The sequence below is a fragment of the Ekhidna sp. ABH4_415 genome, assembly GCF_056161305.1.
Genome location: NZ_JBSWYW010000006.1, coordinates 96,545 through 116,344, shown reverse-complemented (window position 1 = coordinate 116,344; position 19,800 = coordinate 96,545). Strand labels below are relative to the sequence as shown.

General features: G+C 42.2%; 20 protein-coding genes. 4 read left to right on the top strand and 16 right to left on the bottom strand.

The window, feature by feature from the left end; genetic code table 11:
• The 6 genes from ACXAH9_RS11660 to ACXAH9_RS11635 form a co-directional block, all read right to left on the bottom strand.
• Positions 1 to 270: an acylphosphatase gene (locus ACXAH9_RS11660; protein ID WP_474895043.1), complete on the bottom strand. Its 270-nt coding sequence runs from the start codon at positions 268 to 270 to the stop codon at positions 1 to 3.
• A 59-nt stretch (positions 271 to 329) separates the two neighbouring features.
• Entirely contained in the window at positions 330 to 746 is a 417-nt protein-coding gene (locus ACXAH9_RS11655; protein ID WP_474895042.1) for a YciI family protein, read from the bottom strand.
• A 32-nt stretch (positions 747 to 778) separates the two neighbouring features.
• Complete coding sequence (locus tag ACXAH9_RS11650) at positions 779 to 1,366, bottom strand: NifU family protein (RefSeq protein ID WP_474895041.1); 588 nt, start codon at positions 1,364 to 1,366, stop codon at positions 779 to 781.
• Positions 1,367 to 1,571: 205 nt separating this feature from the next.
• Positions 1,572 to 2,984 carry a dicarboxylate/amino acid:cation symporter gene (locus ACXAH9_RS11645; protein ID WP_474895040.1) on the bottom strand — a complete coding sequence of 471 codons (1,413 nt, stop codon included), beginning with the start codon at positions 2,982 to 2,984 and terminating at the stop codon, positions 1,572 to 1,574.
• A gap of 41 nt (positions 2,985 to 3,025) precedes the next feature.
• A complete protein-coding gene (aroC, locus tag ACXAH9_RS11640; RefSeq protein ID WP_474895039.1) occupies positions 3,026 to 4,108 on the bottom strand; it encodes a chorismate synthase in 1,083 nt (360 codons plus the stop codon).
• 4 nt (positions 4,109 to 4,112) lie between these two features.
• On the bottom strand, positions 4,113 to 5,564 hold the full coding sequence (locus tag ACXAH9_RS11635; protein WP_474895038.1) for a BatD family protein: 1,452 nt from the start codon (positions 5,562 to 5,564) through the stop codon (positions 4,113 to 4,115).
• A gap of 152 nt (positions 5,565 to 5,716) precedes the next feature.
• On the opposite strand from ACXAH9_RS11635, the gene ACXAH9_RS11630 reads away from it, so the two are divergent.
• A complete protein-coding gene (locus ACXAH9_RS11630; RefSeq protein WP_474895037.1) occupies positions 5,717 to 5,896 on the top strand; it encodes a hypothetical protein in 180 nt (59 codons plus the stop codon).
• A gap of 50 nt (positions 5,897 to 5,946) precedes the next feature.
• On the opposite strand, the gene ACXAH9_RS11625 is transcribed toward ACXAH9_RS11630, so the two are convergent.
• From ACXAH9_RS11625 to ACXAH9_RS11595, 7 genes are all read right to left on the bottom strand, one after another.
• Positions 5,947 to 7,113, bottom strand: a complete 1,167-nt coding sequence (locus tag ACXAH9_RS11625; RefSeq protein WP_474895036.1) for a mechanosensitive ion channel — start codon at positions 7,111 to 7,113, stop codon at positions 5,947 to 5,949.
• A gap of 89 nt (positions 7,114 to 7,202) precedes the next feature.
• Positions 7,203 to 7,865 carry an ABC transporter ATP-binding protein gene (locus ACXAH9_RS11620; RefSeq protein ID WP_474895035.1) on the bottom strand — a complete coding sequence of 221 codons (663 nt, stop codon included), beginning with the start codon at positions 7,863 to 7,865 and terminating at the stop codon, positions 7,203 to 7,205.
• A gap of 53 nt (positions 7,866 to 7,918) precedes the next feature.
• Positions 7,919 to 8,479: a carboxymuconolactone decarboxylase family protein gene (locus tag ACXAH9_RS11615; RefSeq protein ID WP_474895034.1), complete on the bottom strand. Its 561-nt coding sequence runs from the start codon at positions 8,477 to 8,479 to the stop codon at positions 7,919 to 7,921.
• Complete coding sequence (locus ACXAH9_RS11610) at positions 8,479 to 9,816, bottom strand: PhoH family protein (RefSeq protein WP_474895033.1); 1,338 nt, start codon at positions 9,814 to 9,816, stop codon at positions 8,479 to 8,481. Before ACXAH9_RS11610 ends, ACXAH9_RS11615 begins: the two co-directional genes overlap by 1 nt.
• Before the next feature lie 97 nt (positions 9,817 to 9,913).
• Positions 9,914 to 10,561, bottom strand: a complete 648-nt coding sequence (locus tag ACXAH9_RS11605; RefSeq protein WP_474895032.1) for an AlbA family DNA-binding domain-containing protein — start codon at positions 10,559 to 10,561, stop codon at positions 9,914 to 9,916.
• On the bottom strand, positions 10,554 to 12,059 hold the full coding sequence (locus ACXAH9_RS11600) for a P-loop NTPase family protein (protein WP_474895031.1): 1,506 nt from the start codon (positions 12,057 to 12,059) through the stop codon (positions 10,554 to 10,556). Before ACXAH9_RS11600 ends, ACXAH9_RS11605 begins: the two co-directional genes overlap by 8 nt.
• A 27-nt stretch (positions 12,060 to 12,086) precedes the next feature.
• Positions 12,087 to 13,184, bottom strand: coding sequence for a vWA domain-containing protein (locus ACXAH9_RS11595; protein ID WP_474895030.1), 1,098 nt, complete (start codon positions 13,182 to 13,184; stop codon positions 12,087 to 12,089).
• Positions 13,185 to 13,279: 95 nt separating this feature from the next.
• On the opposite strand from ACXAH9_RS11595, the gene ACXAH9_RS11590 reads away from it, so the two are divergent.
• The gene (locus ACXAH9_RS11590) at positions 13,280 to 13,438 is read left to right on the top strand and encodes a hypothetical protein (RefSeq protein ID WP_474895029.1); all 159 of its coding nucleotides are present in this window, start codon (positions 13,280 to 13,282) and stop codon (positions 13,436 to 13,438) included.
• Here ACXAH9_RS11590 and ACXAH9_RS11585 read toward each other — a convergent pair whose 3' ends face one another.
• The 3 genes from ACXAH9_RS11585 to ACXAH9_RS11575 are packed head-to-tail and all read right to left on the bottom strand — an operon-like array spanning position 13,439 to position 17,544.
• The gene (locus tag ACXAH9_RS11585) at positions 13,439 to 14,053 is read right to left on the bottom strand and encodes a sterol desaturase family protein (protein ID WP_474895028.1); all 615 of its coding nucleotides are present in this window, start codon (positions 14,051 to 14,053) and stop codon (positions 13,439 to 13,441) included.
• A gap of 49 nt (positions 14,054 to 14,102) precedes the next feature.
• Positions 14,103 to 15,248 (bottom strand): N-acetyl-alpha-D-glucosaminyl L-malate synthase BshA, encoded by a 1,146-nt coding sequence (bshA, locus tag ACXAH9_RS11580; protein WP_474895027.1) that lies wholly within the window; start codon positions 15,246 to 15,248, stop codon positions 14,103 to 14,105.
• A 49-nt stretch (positions 15,249 to 15,297) separates the two neighbouring features.
• On the bottom strand, positions 15,298 to 17,544 hold the full coding sequence (locus tag ACXAH9_RS11575) for a serine hydrolase domain-containing protein (protein ID WP_474895026.1): 2,247 nt from the start codon (positions 17,542 to 17,544) through the stop codon (positions 15,298 to 15,300).
• Positions 17,545 to 17,629: 85 nt separating this feature from the next.
• Between ACXAH9_RS11575 and ACXAH9_RS11570 the strand changes: the two genes are divergently transcribed.
• Positions 17,630 to 17,974: a hypothetical protein gene (locus tag ACXAH9_RS11570; RefSeq protein WP_474895025.1), complete on the top strand. Its 345-nt coding sequence runs from the start codon at positions 17,630 to 17,632 to the stop codon at positions 17,972 to 17,974.
• Positions 17,971 to 19,794 (top strand): DNA mismatch repair endonuclease MutL, encoded by a 1,824-nt coding sequence (mutL, locus tag ACXAH9_RS11565; RefSeq protein WP_474895024.1) that lies wholly within the window; start codon positions 17,971 to 17,973, stop codon positions 19,792 to 19,794. The genes ACXAH9_RS11570 and mutL overlap by 4 nt, the downstream gene beginning before the upstream one ends.
• Positions 19,795 to 19,800: the final 6 nt, after the last annotated feature.

Below are 19,800 nucleotides of genomic sequence, written 5' to 3'. Positions count from 1 at the left end.
CTAGTAAGCTATTTCAAAATCGGCGTGTTTACTAACGGGTATTTCTTCTACAGTTGTTCCTTCTACCACTGCCGCAGATGGCCCAATGGTGCACCATTGCTTGAATTCATTCAATTTGTCTTCATTTCCCTCAGCCTCTATCAGAACTGAACCATCCGGCTCATTCTTAACCCAACCTCTGATGCCCAGCCCATCAGCCTTTTCTTTGGTGGAAGCTCGAAAAAATACTCCTTGCACTCTCCCTGTGACTTTGATACGAATCGCAATCATATAGACTCCTTTGCTAATTTTACATGCATCTCTCCCATTTTCATTAGCGCAGCACTTCCTTACCACGGGTGTAGTTCCATCTCTAGCCTTCCGGCCTGAATAGCTGGGTCAGTCTTAGTTAGCTCCTCAGCCTCCTCCACTGTTTCAACTGCAAAAATGAAGATGCCCTTGACCTCCCAATCATCAAAGAAAGGACCGGCAACAACCAGCTTGCCATCCTCTGCCATTCGATTGATATAGTCTAAATGGGCTTGTTGAAGCTCAGCTGACTCGGTAGAATCTTGTTCTCTATTCGGGCCGGCTTTAAGAAGTGCCATCACATATCTGCGCATGCCATATGCATCAGCACCCGTCTCCATTGCTAACAGTGAGTCATATTCAGTCATATCAACAGCAGCCCCACCATTAGATTCAGTTGACTTTTCACATGCGGATAGCAAAAAGACAGCTAATGATAAAAAAAAGATATATTTCATGGAGAATTGAGTTTTCTCCTAAGATCAGAAAATCAGACCTCTTCTGCAACCACTTCTTTCACTTCTGGCACCATGCGCTTTAGCAGGTTTTCTATACCATTCTTAAGTGTGATGGTAGAAGAAGGGCATCCACTGCACGAACCCTGAAGTGTCACTGTGACGATTCCATCCTTATAAGATGCAAGCTTTATGGCTCCTCCATCCATCTCAACAGCGGGTTTAATGTATTCTTCCAACACTCCCTTGATTTTGGCTTCTGCATCATCTCCGGTAAGCTCTTCATCAATATTATCTTTGATCTCTTCAGTCAGGATTTCCTTTCCTTCCATCAGAAAATCTTTGATGAACTGCTGAACCTTTGATTTGACTTCAAACCACTCCGTTTCTTCCTTCTTCGTTACTGTGATGAAGTTGCTCATGTAAAATACTCCAGTCACAAAATCAAACGCTTCAAAAAGAGCTTTTGCCAAAGGAGCTTCTTTGGTGCTCTCTAAAGATGGAAAGTCCCTACTAATGCCTTCCGGCATCAACATAAAGTTCACCACGAACTTCAATGAATTAGGGTTGGGGTTTGATTCCGTGTATATATTCACCACTCTTGGTTCCTCAGTCATCTGCATAGTTTTAGCGTTTAGCGTTACAATCGCAAAGTTCGTAGAAAAGTTCGAAAGAAGCTGAGGGAAGAACGTTATATAGTTACCATACTTCTATAATCCTATTTTTTCATCCTAAATCACAAAAGTCATGGTAACTAAAAAAATTCAAGCATCTATCGTAGCAACAATCATCATGTTAGCTCTAGGTCTCTCTGTGTATGTTTCCTTTTTAATGCTCGCCTAGGTCTCTGGGATTAAGCTCATTTTCGGAACCGGCTACCAGGGTGGCGACTGTCGCATCTCCGGTTACATTCACTACCGTACGGCACATATCCAGAATACGGTCTACGGGGAAGATGATCGCAATCCAGGCAGGGTTTAAGCCAACCGATTGTAATACAATGATCATCATTACTAATCCAGCGCTTGGCACTGCTGCAGCTCCGATGGAGGCCAAAGTTGCAGTCAATACAATGGTCAGCTGCTGACCGAGATTTAAGTCTACCATATGCAACTGTGCCATAAATACTACTGCGACCGACTGTAGCAAGCTTGTTCCGTCCATATTTACTGTTGCTCCAATAGGCAGCACGAAACTGGAAACGTTTCTGGAAACACCCAGATTATCTTCAACGCATTCCATAGTAACAGGAAGGGTTGCTGCACTTGAGCTGGTAGAAAAGGCCATCAACTGAGCAGGGCTTATCCTTCTGAAAAATTCTTTGTAGGACATCTTCTTAACAAAAAGCACTACAATGGCCGGATAAAAAACGAATATCATGAATGCCAGTCCGAAGAAAAGGGTCAATGTGTAGGATCCAAGTCCTTTGAAAATCTCAAGCACTTCTGCCGGTGTATTAGCCATTTTTGCAATCACGCCTGCCAATAGGGCAAAAACAAAATATGGTGCAGCTTTCATCACCACTTCCACCATCTTCAAAAACACATCATTAACGCTATTGATAAAATCAATGACTGGCTGTGCTTTCTCTCTTGGAATCATTGCTATGGAGATGCCGAAGAAAATGGCAAAGAAAATGACCTGCAGCATCAGGCGATTATTGGAAATGGCAAACACCAGGTTTTCCGGTACAATATCCACCAAAAACTGAAGCGGTGGTGCTTCTTTACTTGATTCAGCACTGCTTTTTACTTCTGCTACTTTTTCACTCAAGTCCTGTGGCTGCCCTGAAACTTCCTCTACATAATCCGCATACTTCGGGTTTGTCAGAAAATCTTTTCGGTCTTTCATTTCCACTCCCTCAGACTCTGCCCATAACTCATAAGAAATACGATTCTTTACTCGCTGTTCGTCATCCAGGTGTGTGCCTGGCTTCACCGTGTTTACTAAAAGCAGTCCTAAGCCCACGGCTATAACAGTAGTAAGAAGATAAAAGCCCATTGTTTTGGCTCCCATCCGACCAAGCTTTGATATATCACTTAGTCCACTGATGCCACTGATGATGGAAAACAATACCAACGGTACGGCTATGAACTTCAACAAACGAATGAAAATAGTGCCAAAGGGATCGATCCAGTTGATGGTAAACTCATTCCAACCCAGGGCACTGGAGACAAATGCATACACTACTCCGGCCACCAGGCCAATGATGATTTTTACATGAAGAGGTAAATTTTTCATATATGTTGAATCGCTGTTGAATTAAATGTTTTCTCTTAGACTTAGCCTCGCAATTTATTGGTTTGTGCCAATAAACAGAAATCAGCCATTACCAGAGCAGACATAGCTTCTACAATTGGTACAGCCCTGGGCACCACACATGGGTCATGTCGGCCTTTTCCTTTAACTGTCGCCTCTTTTCCTTCTTTATCTATGGAATCCTGATCTTGCATGATGGTAGCTACAGGTTTAAAAGCCACATTAAAGTAGATGTCTTCTCCATTGGTGATCCCACCCTGAATACCTCCTGAATGGTTTGTCTTTGTTTGTGCTTTGTTACCCTTATTTTCTATGATGTCATTGTGGGCAGAGCCTCTCATCTTCACTCCTTCAAAACCACTTCCAAGCTCAAAACCTTTAACCGCATTAATCGAAAGCATGGCATGGCCCAATGCAGCATTCAGCTTGTCAAAAAGTGGTTCTCCCAGACCTACAGGAACATTAGACACAACCCCTGTCACTACTCCGCCAATAGTGTCCTGATCTTTTCTCACTGAGTCAATCAGCTCAAACATTTGCTTTGCCACCTGATCATCCGGACATCTTACATCGTTGGAGTCTGTGTTAGATAAATCCAAATCCTGATAATCCTTTTCCAGCTTCAAATCTCCTACCTGGGATACATAGGCCTGGCATTTTATACCCAATTGATCAATCACCAGTTTGGCAATGGCTCCTGCTGCCACCCATCCTGCAGTAATACGTGCAGAACTTCTTCCCCCGCCTCTGTAATCACGAATTCCATACTTCTCCTGATAGGTGAAATCAGCATGAGAAGGTCTGTAGATATCCTTGATATGATCGTAATCCTTGCTTTTCTGATCCTGATTTTTGATCAGGATTGTGATTGGTGATCCTGTGGATTTGCCTTCAAAAACCCCGGAAAAAAATTCAAACCCATCTGCTTCTTTTCGCTGGGTCGTGATCCGTGATTGACCGGGTTTTCTTCGATCCAGTTCAGATTGGATATAGTTCACATCCAGATCAATACCTGCAGGGCAGCCATCAATGACCACACCAACTCCTGCCCCATGTGACTCCCCAAATGAGGTAATCTTAAAAATGTTTCCAAGTGTATTTCCCATGCAATTATGCTGTTTTTCTGAACAGCAGGTAAGCGGTAAAGCCTAAGATTATCGCGATAAAGATATTAACTATGATGGTAACCCAACTATTACCATCGATGGATGAGAGCGTATTATCTGCATTTGAAATCTCATCATAAAAATCACCCGGGTCATTTGATGCGATGGAAAGATTTTTTCTGCTCTCACCTGTCACTCGAATCGAATAATTTGATGTGAGTGTGTCATACGAATCTGTGCTTGGGTTGAAGAACACCCATGAAAAATAATCTGCAAGTTTATAATCTCCAGGTTCATTGGGGATCGCATAGAAATCATAGCTTTTCACTCCTCGCACTTTGCCTCCTGCACGATTGACACGCTGAGTTACATTGGGCGCATAAAAATCAAAAACATCATTTTCCTGAGGTGCTGGGGCCTCTATGGAACTGATATTCCCTTCCCCAACAATATCAAATTGGTAATTAAAGCTCTGGCCTGTAGCCAGCTCATTAGTGCTTATGTTTTCTTCCAGGGTATAATTACCAACAGCTACTTGTTCCTTGAGTGGATGTGGTGGTAGGTCAACGACCTTTACAGTTTTCGGTTTTGAGTAAAAGGTTTCATAATCTTCCTGCCTGTTTCTTCCAAAGAAAGAAGGATTCTTAGCCACCTTGTACTTGATCATTTTAAGCCCAATGGATGGAAACTCGATATCCTGCAATGTCAAAGGATAATAGGCTGTCTGATAAATTTTATAACGTGTATAGTTTCTGCTGTTGATACTTACCGGCTCTCCCGAAATCTGATCGATGCTAAAGTTTTCCTCCCAGCAATTCGGTGGTTTGACGGTCTTCACAATCTCAGTGATTTGATTCGCCAGGTCATAGAATCGCATTTCTGCCCTGTTTGCCTCTGCCACATAAAATGCCAATGTTGCTGTAAAGCCCTCTCCCACATAAACCTCATCCTTATCCACTGTTAATGCTACAAAGGCATCTGCCTCTATATCTACAAATTCTTCAGGTGCAGATCTGTTTCCAAAAAACTCTTCGAATGGATCTCTACTAAAAGGACTTTGTCGTGCTTGTCTTTGGACCGCATCTCCAACTACAATTTGCATGCCCTCTGACTTCACTTCTTTACCATTGATGGTCATGAAAAATGGCTCCAGTAAAAAGGTTCCTTTTTCTGTGGCCTGATAGTTTTGAGTGAGTGCCTGAGTAGAGGACATCCTCCCGTTCACATAATTGGTAGTGGTGGAAGATGAGGTACCTCTTTTTATAAAACCTTCTATTTCAGGGAAGTCACTGTATTGTTTTAATCTGTCATTCTCTACCTGAATGGTAATCGTGAAATACTGATTGATTCCTATCTCATTATTGCCTATCTTAATGGACACATCTTGAGAAAAAAGATTAGTGGCAAATACTAAGATTATTGCACAACCAATCAAGAACTTGTTCGTTAATCTCATGTGTATTGTTGTTCAAAGCGATACGCAAAGTTCTCAACTGATGAGAACTCGACTGCTGATTTATTTACTCAAACGAAATGTTAAAGTTAAACATTCACCAAACCCAAAACGCCAAATTTACGGAAGGGGTTTGATCATTAACAATTATTCACATGTTAGAGTACTTTAAAACTATTTTATCGAAAGTTAGCTTTGATAAGCGGCTATTTGAAAAGGAGCTAAAAAAGGCCATTAAGGCGTTAGTTCCGGAGGAAGTAGTGATGCTCAAAGACTGGTGCTATCGCAAGTTTGGCAGGCAGTATCAACCGATATTAGTAGCTTGCTTCACATAAAAAAAGCCCCTCGATGATTCTATCGAGGGGCTTTTCTTTTAGTTGAAATATTATTTTTTTCCTCTAAAGCGCTTGAGAATTTCTTCCATGTGCTTGCCTGCAGCCTCACGTCCTCCAAGACCATAAGAAAGCGCCACGGCTACTGCAATCGCCCCTAGCGTCAGACCGAAAGCTAACTCAACGATGCTATTGGCAATACCCATTGTTCGCAATGCGATAGCCAAAAACAATCCAATGATCGCTACCCTGGCAATTCCCGCCACAAATGCGTTCTCCCCTGAGTTGTTCATTGATTTGTAAATGATGGAGCCTAAGAAGTTACCCATGACAAGTATGATCAACCCAAATAGCACATTGCCGGAAAGATTCAGAATGGTATGTAATACCTCTGCCAAACGATCAAGCCCAAGCATTTCTACACCTGATATCACACCAAAGAATACCATGAAAAAGAAGATGATATTAGCTACAATACCTGAGAGTTTTTGATCCCCCAGGACTGACTTTAGCTGCAACCTTTCAATCAGATTATCCAAACCAACATTCGCCAAGAGATCTTTCACAAAAGAAGTGATGAACCTTCCCCCAACTACAAAAATGGAAATGATGAGGATTGCTCCGATGATATTCGGGACAGAGTCCAGCATTTCGTGAAGGACATTATTAGCAGGTGTCGTAATCGCATCGAGCTCTAATGCATTCAATCCCTGAATGATGAATGGGATCAGTACGATAATGAAAATGACCTGCTGAATGAAATAAACCAGCTTGTCTGTCTCTTTGAATCCGATCTTGTTGGCCAGCCTATCGATGACACTACCTGCCATTTTCACAATGTTCGAAAGGAACTTAGCAACGATATACCCAACGAAGAATGTGATGATACTGACAATGATTTTTGGAATGAACTCAATAAAGCCATGGTACATCCCTTTGATTGGATCCAGAATGTAGCTCACGCCAAGTATTTCGAGCACCACCAACAAGATGATGAACATCAGGATGTAGTATACAAAGTTGGCAATGAATTTATTGGTGTCTACAATGGTATTCCCCAATAGGCGCTCATCCCATTCTGTTTTTTTCATTAGGCCATGTACAATCCTTCTCACCAGCAAGGCTAAAAGCCAGCCAACGATAAAGACTATAACAGCACCAAGCACACCCGGCAAAGAATCATTGACGGAGTTCACTAGGGTTTCTAAATATTCGGGCATATTCATAGGTTAGATAGGTTTTGTTAAAAATAATCTTCTCTTAATCCAAATATAAGGATTTTAGTAACCCATCTAACCTAAAAGATGAGCTAGTCAACTATTCGACCATCCTCCAGTTGGATAATGCGTGAACCGTACTCGGCAAACTTTTCGTTATGAGTTACCTGAATAATGGTCATTCCATCATCATGGAGCTGTTTTAGTATATTCATTACCTCTTCACCTTGAGATGAATGTAGGTTGCCCGTTGGCTCATCAGCCAGAAGTAGTTTTGGTTTACCAATGATCGCTCTTACTACCCCGACAAGTTGCTGCTGGCCTCCCGATAACTGCTCTGGAAACAGATCCTTTTTAGCTACCATGTTGAAACGATCAAGCATCTCTGCAATCATGCTAGCCCGCTCTTTTCCTTTGATCCCTCGGTAAATCAGGGGTGTCTCAATGTTTTCGTAAACTGTTAGTTCATCGATCAGGTGATAGGCCTGGAAAATAAATCCGATATGCTCCTTATGAATTCTCGAAATTCGTTTCTCTCGTAGCTTGTGTACGGGTTCATCCATGAAATAATATTCACCTTCGGATGGCTTGTCCAGCATGCCTACAATATTCAGAAGGGTTGATTTACCGGAACCGGATGGCCCCATTATACTCACAAATTCACCTTCATTTATCTCCAGATCAATTCCTTTCAGAATGAATGTCCGCTGATATTTGGACTCAATGAATTTGCTAACGTCTTGTAGTTTTATCATTTACTAGAATTTTTGACCAGCTAAACCTAACGAAATCCGATGAATTTAGATGCCTATTCATACTTATAGCCACCTGGATTTTCTTCCAGGTCAACACCTAATGCTAAAACAATTCTATTCACGAAATTAAAATAGGAAATGACTAATGTTGCGTCTAATACTTCTCTGTCGGTCAACCCTTTATTTTTCAGAGGGTTAATCAATCCGGCATCTTTAGATTTCTCTGGGTTTTCAGTTAATTCTTTAGCGTACCTACAAAGGGCCCTTTCTTTTTCATCCAAAGGGACACTTTCGAAATTTTCCTGAAAGGCAGCTAGCTTTTCCTCATCTCTCCAAAAGTTCTTCACTGCCTCCAGGTGATGTATTTGGCAATACTCACATTGATTGGAAATAGAAACAATCACCGCCATCATCTCCCGATGCACCCTTTTTAGTGGAGACTTCCCAAACATGATCGTCATATAAAGATCCATGTGATTCATAATCGACTCAGGGTTGAGCGATTGAATTTTGTGTACCTCAGCAATTTTCCCTCGGCTTTTTACCAGCCCGTCGTAAATCTCCTTAAGCTTTCCTTCTGCTTCTTCCGGTTGAATTACTTCAATATAAGGCATTACAATAGCTCATTAGCCAGGTTGGCAAGTTCTGATCTTTCTCCCTTCTCAAGAGTGATGTGTGCAAACATCGGGTGATCCTTGATTCGGTCGATGAGGTATGAAAGACCATTCGACTGTGAATCAAGGTATGGCGTATCGATCTGATAGATATCGCCCGTAAAAATGATCTTCGTATTCTCACCTGCCCTGGTAATAATTGTCTTTATTTCATGTGGGGTCAGATTTTGCGCTTCATCCACAATGAAGAAAATATTGGACAAACTCCTTCCACGAATGTAAGCTAAGGGTGTGATCATCAGTTTTTCCTGATTTACCATGTCGGTAATTCGGGTAAACTCTTTGTCATTTTCCTTAAACTGATGTTGGATATACTTCAGGTTGTCCCATAGCGGCTCCATGTACGGATTCAACTTGGATTTAATGTCGCCGGGCAGATAGCCAATGTCTTTATTACTCAAAGGAACAATCGGTCGTGCCAGGTATATCTGTTTGAAATTTCGCCGTTGTTCCAGTGCGGAAGCAAGAGCCAAAAGTGTCTTTCCTGTACCTGCCACTCCATTTATACTCACCAGCTTAATCTCCGGATTCAGCATAGCATGCATCGCAAAGGTTTGCTCTGCGTTCTTTGGCTTAATACCGTAAACCGTCTGCTTGTCCACTTTCTCGATCGTATCTTCGATTGGATTATAATACCCAAGCACAGAATTCTTCTCACTCTTGAGAATGAAATAATTATTTGCTGGAAATTTTTTGCGCTTCAAAGCCTTCTTCCTGTCAATCACGTTGTTTTTAAAGAGCTCATCGATGTGCTCAGAATTGATGTCATCAAGCTCTGTCTTGCCTGTTGTAAGGGTATTGACATTCTTGATTTTACCCGTTTCATAATCTTCGGCCGGAAGCTGTAAAGATTTTGCTTTTAGACGAAGGTTGATGTCTTTCGAAACCAAAGTGACTTTTCGCTTTGGTTCCTGCTCTTTGATCGTCAGAGCTGCGTTTAGAATCCGGTGATCATTCTTGCCGTCATTGAAAATCTGTGTAGCATCCAGTGTGCTGTCAGAGTCCATTATCACCTTGAAGCACCCTTTGGTTTTTCCATTCAGTGGAATCCAGTCCTGTAAGCTGTGATCTTTGGCCAGACGATCCAACAAACGAATGAACTCACGAGCTTCAAAGTTTTTCGTGTCATTCCCTTTTTTAAACTGATCCAGCTCCTCCAAAACCGTGATGGGAATGCCCACATCATGCTCTGCGAAGTTCAAAATGGAGTCGTGTGAATAAAGAATTACTGAAGTGTCTAATACAAATATTTTCTTCTGCTTGGTGCTTTTAGCCATGCGTCGGTGGGTTTATCATTTCTCCGAAAAGGATCATCTGTAATATTGGAGTTTCGCCTGAAAAAAAGAAGTGAAACGAAAGGAATTTGACGAAAAATTATTCGGCAGGCATGAAGATGTCTCCGCCATTCTTCGGCTCTATTTTTAAAGCACCGGATAAAGCCAGATGAATTAACTTATTAGAAGCAAGCTTCTTATTAAGGCCACTTAACTGGGTGTATTCTGCAAGCGTGATTCCGGGATGATTTTCGAAATATTTGAATAATTGCCGTGTCTTTTCTTCAAATTCTATGGGCTGGTGAGCCCGCTTACTTCTTTTCAATATTTGCCTTACCTCATAACTGGCCTGGATCGATTGGTCATCCGAACGCACAAATGCTTTGCCATAGCGATGCTTTTTCTCCAAAAAAGCAAAATGTGGCTTGTGCACGCTCTCTGGAATGCGGTAATGAAGAATTTCAACATCTTCCCTGACCTGCAAAACTTCTACTGAAAACAGAATGGCAGGACGGCACAATTCGTTGATCGCTTTTGTTAAAACGTACTCTTCGTCTTCGGGATATTTAAGGCCAGCCAGGGTGCCATTATCATCTACACCAATAAAAAGGTGGCCACCGGTGCTATTGGCAAACGCTACCACCTCGCGAATGATTTTTTCAGGATGATTGGCCTTTTTCTTGAACTCTACAAACTGCCCTTCTCCTCCACGAATTAATTTAAGTGCCTCTTTGACTTGCTCATTCATCGTCCCCCATCTCAGGCATGTTGAACATGCTGGTAAATAAATCTTTGAACTGCATTCCTTGCTCCAGTTGATGCTTGCTGAGCATACTATACTCTGCTAATCCAAATAACGCAAATTCCATCAAAAAGTACTTAAACCCTTCGTGGGAAGTTTTCTGATATTTCTCAACCAGCTTCTCCAAACCCGTAATGTTTTTTAGCTCTTTCTGATATTCTTTCTCTTTCGCATTGAAAATCAGGTCAACCATATTCCCTTTTTCAAACCATTCTTTGATGGGCTCATAAGGGTTACCTTTCTCTTTCTTTCTTTCTTTTTCCGGATCCGGAAAATAGCTGATGAATTGCGAACGGATGGCTTTCCCTACCAGGTTGTTGGCTACAATACCCGGTCCTTCCTGCTCACCCTCATAAACCAGCTCCACCTTACCTGTTATTGCTGGAATTACTCCAATGAAATCTGTGACGCGAACACTCGTTTTTTCCTCACCACTCGTCAGCATGCGTCGCTCACAGGCACTTACCAGGTTTTCATACGCTGAGATGGTAAGACGAGCCGAAACCCCACTCTTCGCATCCACATACTCACTATCTCTGGCTTCCATAGCTATTTGCTCAATCAGGTCTTTTGCCAAGTCATATACCTCGATGGTTGCCTCCTGTTCATCAGAAAGCATAGCCTCCTGATGGGTGATCTTCTTCCCAATATCGATGGATGAAGGGTAGTGGGTGATAATCTGGCTATCGATACGGTCTTTCAATGGAGTAACAATCGAGCCTCTGTTTGTATAATCCTCAGGATTGGCCGTGAACACAAATTGGATATCCAATGGCATTCGCAGTTTGAACCCTCTGATCTGAATATCGCCTTCCTGCAGAATATTAAAAAGCGCAACCTGAATTCTCGCCTGAAGATCTGGTAATTCATTGATCACAAAAATTCCACGATGCGATCTTGGAACCAGTCCAAAATGAATTACCCGTTCATCCGAATAGGGTAACTTCAAACTTGCTGCTTTAATAGGGTCCACATCACCAATCAAATCCGCAATGGTCACATCGGGAGTCGCCAACTTTTCGGTATAACGTTCATTTCGGTGCATCCACCCAACAGGTGTTTTATCACCTAACTCCGCGACTTTATCCTTGGCAAACTTTGAGATGGGATTTAAAGGATCATCATTCAAGGGGGCTCCTTCCACTACAGGAATGTACTCATCCAACAAGCCTGTCATCATTCGAGCCATTCGTGTTTTTGCCTGTCCTCGTAATCCAAGAAAATTGATATTATGACGGGAAAGAATCGCTCGCTCCACATCCGGGATTACCGTATCTTCATAGCCCCAGATTCCCTCAAAAACATTCTTATTCTGTTTTTTTGCTTTGATCAGGTTCGTTCTCAATTCCTCTTTGATCGATATGGGCTCATACCCTGAATCTTTCAATTCTCCCAGTGTGGAAATCTTCAGCTTCTGATCCGTAGATAAGTCTCTATAGTTCATTAATGGTATAAATTAAGGTGGTAAAGCCTAAAGGTTTTTTCTTCTGTTCCTTCTGTAGTCTTCAAAAATGAGATTGCCCAGCCCCTGCAAACTACTGTAGTATGCATTTCCATTGTTCACTTCGGTAAACTCCCTGACAAACTCTTGCAAGTATGGATCCGAGGCAATCATAAAGGTAGTGATAGGTATATTGATTCTTCGGCACTGTGCAGCGAGATTCAAGGTTTTATTTAAGATCTTCGGGTCAAGCCCAAAGCTATTTTTATAGTATTTGATTCCTTCTTTCAGGCAGGTGGGCTTTCCGTCCGTAATCATGAAGATTTGCTTGTTTTTGTTTTTTCTTCTCCTCAATAAATCCATAGCCAACTCCAAGCCTGCTACAGTATTGGTGTGATATGGGCCCACATTTAAATATGGCAGATCTTTTACTTCAATCTGCCAGGCATCATTACCAAAAACAATCACATCCAAAGTATCCTTCGGGTACTTCCTTTTGATCAATTCTGCCAACGCCATTGCCACTTTCTTGGCTGGGGTAATTCGATCTTCCCCATATAAAATCATCGAGTGGCTAATATCAATCATTAGCACGGTGGATGTTTGCGTTTTGTACTCACGCTCACGAATCTCCAGATCATTTTCTGTGAGCGTCAGATCATTTAGCCCGTGATTGATTTGGGCGTTTCGCAAACTTTCTGTCATCTCTATTTGCTCAAGCGAGTCGCCAAACTGAAACTCCCGATAATCTGAAGTGATCTCATCCCCAATGCCAGTATGATCCGTGCGATGATTTCCCTTTCCTGATTTTTTCAGTTTTCCGAAGATTTCCTCTAGTGCACTTTTTCGAATTTCCTGTTCGCTCTTGGCGGTGATCCTGAATTCTCCTTTCTCGTTACGATCATCGATATATCCTTTATTTCTTAGATCATCTATAAAATCACCAATACCGTACTCTGCATTTGAGATACCATGTTCGCGATCCAGGTTGGTAAGCCAGCTTAGAGCCTCGTTTACATCACCGGAGGTGATTACAAGTAGTTGCAGAAAAATATTAAGCAAATTATCGAACGTATTTTGCTCAGGATTTTTTTCGGGAATGAATTCAGTAAATCGGTATCCGATCATAGCATTAACTTAACTAAAATCCCCCAAGAATGATTTCATCAGATGATGAAATGAGAATTTTTTGCGTTAAATTAACGTTATAGAATCACCTTATTATGCCTGGCAGAAGACCCATATTCGCTTCATTAGTCTCCAATTTGTTTTGGGGAACGAGGGATTTTTTGTTTAGAGCCACACTTGAGCCTGCCTCCCCTGAAAAGCGTAAAGCCAAGGCTGCCAAAAAAGCTGCTAAGAAAAAGAAGAAGGAAAAGTAATTATTTCTTCGGCATAGTTCTGAAAACCAGGTCCCAGAACGGTGAGGACACACCAAAGGCATTTCCCGGATCTTTGTAATGGTGAATGCCATGATGTACCCAGAGCACTTTCCAGAAATTTTTAGGTGGCTGAAATGCATGTACCATATAGTGCACCCATAGGTAGGCAGCATACCCGATCAGGAAACCCGGCAAAAAGCCGTAGACATTTACTCCCATGAAGAGCTCAAACAAAAAGAAAAAGCCCGTAGCTAATGCCAGACTTAATGGGATCGGCATAGCCAGTCTGTCTTTATCTTTCGGGTAATCATGATGCACACCATGAACAGTATAAGCGAATTTTTCTCTTTTCTCTGTTGTGGGTGTCAGGTGAAAAACAAATCTATGCATCAGGTACTCTACCAAAGTGAAAGACATAAAGCCTCCAACAAATAAAAGCACTGCGCTCATTCCAGTGAGATAAGACTCCTGAAATCCGTAGATCATGAGACCTGTTGAAATGATCGAGAACACAACCAAAGGAATAGCGATGTGCGTTCGAGTTAGCTTTTCAAGAAATTTATTCTTAAAAAGTGCCTTCGTTCCTTTTGCGTGTGGTTTATTCTTTAATTCCATTGCTTCGTTTTCTTCAAGGGCAAAATTAGGGAAAAGAAACCCTAATTTTTCACAAACTCTCTGATAAAGACTTTTGATGTTTCTCTAAAACGGCGTGATAATAAGCCTCGTATTTTGGTAAAATATTTTTAATATCAAATTCCATGGCTCGATTCAGGGCTCCTCGCTTGAAAGTATCCAGATTTTTATTGTCCAAAATATGAATGGCTCGCTTGACCATCGTATCTATATCACCAACATCACAAACGTAACCCGAAACCCCTTCTTTATTCAATTCGGGCAGTCCTCCTGCATTTGAGGAGATCACCGGCACTTCGCACGCCATGGCTTCCAAGGCAGCCAAGCCAAAGCTCTCTTTCTCTGAAGTCATTAAGAAAAGATCACTGACTGAGAGAACCTCCTCCACTGCCTCCAGCTTGCCAAGGAATCGGATATCCTCTGAACATATTTCCCTTGCCGTATCCTCCATCTTTTTCCGTTCCGGTCCATCGCCGATAAGAAGTAGTTTTGATGGAACTACTTTTCTAAGCTCACAAAATACTTTCAGCACATCATCCACCCTTTTCACTTTTCTGAAATTGGAGGTGTGCACCACCAACTTCTCCCCATTAGGACAAATGGCTTTCTTAAAATGATCTTTTGGTTGTTTTTTGAATCTTTCCAGATCAATGAAGTTTGGAATGACCTCTATAGGCACAGAAATATCAAAGTGCTCTAGCGTATCATTTTTCAAATCTTCCGATACAGCTGTCACCCCATCTGATTCGTTGATTGAAAATGTCACGACTGGCTCGTTTGTAGCATCTTTTCCTACGATTGTAATATCCGTTCCGTGAAGGGTGGTTATAAAAGGTATTTCATAACCTTTTGTTTTAAGTATTTGCTGTGCCATGTAGGCAGCAGATGCGTGGGGTACGGCATAGTGCACATGAAGCAGATCAAGCTTCTCATTCAAAACCACATCTACCATTTTACTTGCCAGAGCCAGCTCATACGGGGCGTATTGAAAAAGCGGGTAAGACTTAACACTTACCTCATGATAGTATAGGTTGGGATTGAAAAAGTCTAGCCGGGTAGGCTGAGAATAGGTGATGAAGTGTATTTCGTGACCTTCCTTGGCTAACGCTTTACCTAGCTCTGTGGCCACTACTCCACTACCACCATACGTTGGATAACATACTATTCCTACCTTCATTTTTTGTTAGGCTTTTTCTTCAAGGGATTTAAACCGAGATAGTAAACTTTTAGTTTCGCAATTTTGAACTTTCGAGTGATTGATAAATTACATCGTGAATGTGTGTGCGTGTATTCAACGTGCCAAGTCTCCAGTTATCTGCATCAGGATAAATACGATTTGATAGGAAAACATAGATAAGCTTGTGTTTAGGATCTGCCCATACCATGGTGCCGGTAAAGCCTGTATGGCCAAAACTTTCGTCACTGGCCAGCGATGAAGCTGAGTCCTTTTCACCATCCTTTTTGTCCCAGCCAAGGCCCCTTCGATTATTTTCGAAATATCTAATATTAAGTAAGTCTAACGTCTCCGTAGAAATGTACTGACGACCGCCATAGAAGCCTCCATTGAGAAACATGGACATCATTCTGGACAAATCGCCCGCAGTAGAAAACAGTCCGGCGTGCCCTGCCACTCCACCAAAAACCAGTGCATTCCGATCATGAACCTCACCCCACACCTGATAGTTTCGGTATCGCTGATCGTATTCCGTTGGTGCGATGTTTTTGGGTGAAATACCGTTTCTAATCGGGTTGAAGGTAGTGCTTCTCAACCCCATTGGCTGATAAAAATTTTCATTTAAAAACACATCGAATGGTTGTCCTGAAATTTCCTCAATTATCAAATGAAGGATCATAAACCCCAGGTCGCTGTAATTGTATGCTTTGGGATCCTTTATCAGTTTAGATTTTACAATGAAACTTTTCAGGGAATCCAACATACCTGGGTGTGGTTCCAATCCATAGGTTCTGATGTCTTTTGCTTCATCTTCCGCCGTTTTATAGTAAAAGGCATCCAAACGATCGCCATCCATCATCATGCTCCAAAATGGCACGTAGGATCGCAGGCCAGCGTTATGAGCCAGCAATTGGCGTATTGTAACACTGGATTTATTAGACTTTTCAAATATGGAAAGATGCGTGCTCACCGAATCATCCAGACTGATTTTCCCCTGATCAATGAGTAAAGCGATGGCAGGGAGTGTACCAGCCACTTTGGTGACTGAAGCAATATCATAAACCGTCTCGGTTGAGACCTCTCTCAGGCTGTCGTAGGTATAGTGTCCATAAGCCCTCTCAAAAACAATGTCACCATCTTTAACTACCGCCAATTGCATCCCGGGAGTAGCAAACTTTTGAATCGCTTCAGCAGCAATCGAATCAACCCACTGAAAATGATTGCGATCCAGGCCAGCGTGCTCCAGATCGGAATAGCCAATAAACCGAGGGTTTTCTATCCTTCGAGTGAAGGGGTGCAAACTTCTCCCGACAATTTCATGTGCACCAAACAGCATCTTTGCGATAAGGACATCCTGCTCAGCTACTGATACTTCCGGTAATGTCAAAGAGGCGTGATTGGGCCTTTTCATGCCTACCTGAAGAATGATGTCATCCTCCTCAATCTGTCCCTCATGATTTCTTAAGTCAACCAAACACGGAACTCCTGGCATTCTGTAATCAAGCAACTTTACATACTGCTTTAAACGATTCTTTAATTGGATATCCAGCCCCAGGTATGTGATTGTTTCAGCCCGTAGAGGAAAGGTACTTTTGGAATCGACTGCCACTGTGCTGGCCATGAAAACATCTCTTTTTAGTGACTGAGGTAGTTCATAGGCCGGGAAAAAGGATGTTTGCTTTGCCTCTCTAAGCTGCTCATAAAAAGAAGCTCGATGACCATTCTCCAACTTATTGCTCCACCGATTCAGCTTACTCGTGTTCATCCCCTGATCCGCAAGCCAAATGGTAGGTTTGGATATAGCCTCATCTTCAAACTCTTTTCTGGAGTCAGGGATACTCCTTGATAGCGATGATCTATGAAGAAAATAAAAGGGGGATTGCACGTTTGCTTGCTTGATTACCTCCCTTTCAATTCCTGAATATTCGCTGGTGTCCGGTAGCACCATGTGGTTTACACCATGCGTTCTCCCAAATCTTTCCAGAAACCGGAAATAGTCTTTTTTTAACTCATCATCGCCGATAGCAGCTATGGTAGCCAATGAAGGAAGTTCGATCGCATCTTTTGGTAGTGGATCAAATTGATCATCCAACTGTAATGCAACGTAGTAACTCTCATCTTTCAAAAACTGGTCAACGTATCCAGACCACTCTTTAAAATAGATGGTAGATTTTTTTGTGTGTCGGATGGATTTATAAAAGGAATCACCGTCTATCCACACCTCCTCTTTCACCTCATTATCAGACGCAAAGGCAGATGTGCCAATAAAGACAAATACTATTAAGAGATAACCTCTCATAAACGGTAATATGACATTAAATTTGAACAATTTTTCAAACAAGTCGTGTTCATTAACACGAACATTCGACCAATAATTATACCCAATGCGATTTCCATCCCTTTTTCGTCTACCAAAACACCAACAATTTCGAATACAACCCAGGTATTACGATCCGGTGAAAGAAGAAATAAAGGAACGTACTGAGCGAATTAAGGAAGAAATGGAAGGAAAAGAAACCAGTGATTATCGTGCTTCCAAAATCAACTTCAAAAGGAAAACGAAATCAGCACCCTTCACATCCATGCTTCAATTGGGGATTGCGGCGCTACTTGGAGTCATGGTTTTGGGCTGGCTCCAGTTTGGAAATGAAGTCTTCTATTACTTGCTGTGGGTTGCTGTACCGATTTATCTGCTCTACAGATTGAAAACTTTAAGGAAACGTAAATGAGTGATGTAATTCACTTATTGCCCGATAGCATTGCCAACCAGATAGCCGCTGGTGAGGTTGTGCAACGTCCTGCTTCTGTTGTGAAAGAAATGCTGGAAAATAGTGTGGATGCAGGGGCTACATCTATCAAACTCATCGTCAAAGATGCTGGAAAATCACTTATCCAGGTAGTGGACAATGGATGTGGAATGAGCGGCACAGATGCTCGCATGAGTTTTGAGCGACATGCTACTTCCAAAATCCGCACTTCAGACGACCTTTTCAAAATCAAGACATTGGGTTTTCGTGGAGAAGCAATGGCCTCCATTGCAGCGGTGGCGCAGGTAGAATTAAAAACACGTCAAACGGATGACGAACTAGGTACACAGCTCATTATTGAGTCATCTGAGGTGAAAAGCCAGGAACCTATCGCTTACAATCAGGGAACGTCCATTTGTGTAAAAAATCTGTTTTACAACGTCCCTGCTCGTAGGAATTTCCTGAAATCAAACCCGGTGGAGCTTCGTCACATAAATGATGAATTTCAAAGAGTGGCACTGGCTAATCCGGAGATTGCCTTTACCATGGTACAAAACGACCTGGAAACGTATAAGCTGGATGCCGGCAAGCTAAGCAAGCGCATCGTTCAACTTTTCGGTAAAAACTATCAGCAACAGCTGGTACCGTGCAGTGAGGAGACAGATTTGGTAAGAGTGACCGGATATGTTGGAAAGCCGGAAAATGCCAAGAAAACCAGGGGTGAGCAATTCTTTTTTATCAACAACCGCTTCATCAAAAATGCCTATTTGAATCATGCGGTGACACGAGCCTACGAAGGATTACTAAAAGAAGATTACTTTCCTTTCTATGTATTGTTCATTGAAATTGACCCTGTGCATGTGGACATCAATGTGCACCCTACAAAAACCGAGGTGAAATTTGATGACGATCGGATGTTGTACGGTGTAATAAACTCAGCCGTTCGTCAGGCTTTGGCCTCTTTCAATGTCACACCATCCCTGGATTTTTCAGCAGATGTCAGCTTTGAGCATCTAAATATTCAACGGGAAAATCAGGCGGTTTCTAATAAAAAGGATCGTGACTATGGCTCCTTCAAATCACTGGAAAGCAATCAGGAAAGGCTGAACAAACTCAATGAGCTCTATGCCTCTGCTTCCCAGGAGGAAATTGCCACCATTGAAGAAGCGGAGAAAGAGCGCGTGGTGCAGACCACTTTCAGTAGTTCCATGAATCAACCTGCGGAGCAGGAAGAAAAAAAGCCAACTTATCACCTTCACGGACGTTATTTGCTTCGGCAGGTGAAGAGTGGAATGGTGGTGCTGGACAAGGTTTCTGCTTTGGAGCGAATTCTTTTCGAGCAGTACCAGAAATCGATGAAAAGTGGATCAGGTACCTCACAGTCGTGCATGTTTCCACAGCAGGTGAATTTAAATCCATCGGATTTCGCACTGACCATGGAGCTCAAAAACGAAATTAATCAGCTTGGTTTTGAATTTGAACAGATGGGTGAAAGCATTGTTGTGATTCAGGGGATCCCTTCAGAGCTGGCACCCTGCAACGAGAAAGAAGTGTTTGAAGGTCTGATAGAGCAGTACAAGTTCAATGCTGAAAAGCTGAACCTGCCGAAAAATGAAAGCCTGGCAAGAGCATTGGCCAAGCGGACAGCAGGTAATCGATGCAACAAATTGAAAGAAGAAGAGATGGATCACCTGATGGACAGACTCTTCGCTTGTGAGCAGCCAAATTATACACCGGATGGAAATCCCACGTATGTTTTGGTTAGCTTAGAGCAAATAAATGAATGGTTTAAAAGAAGCTAAATAGAA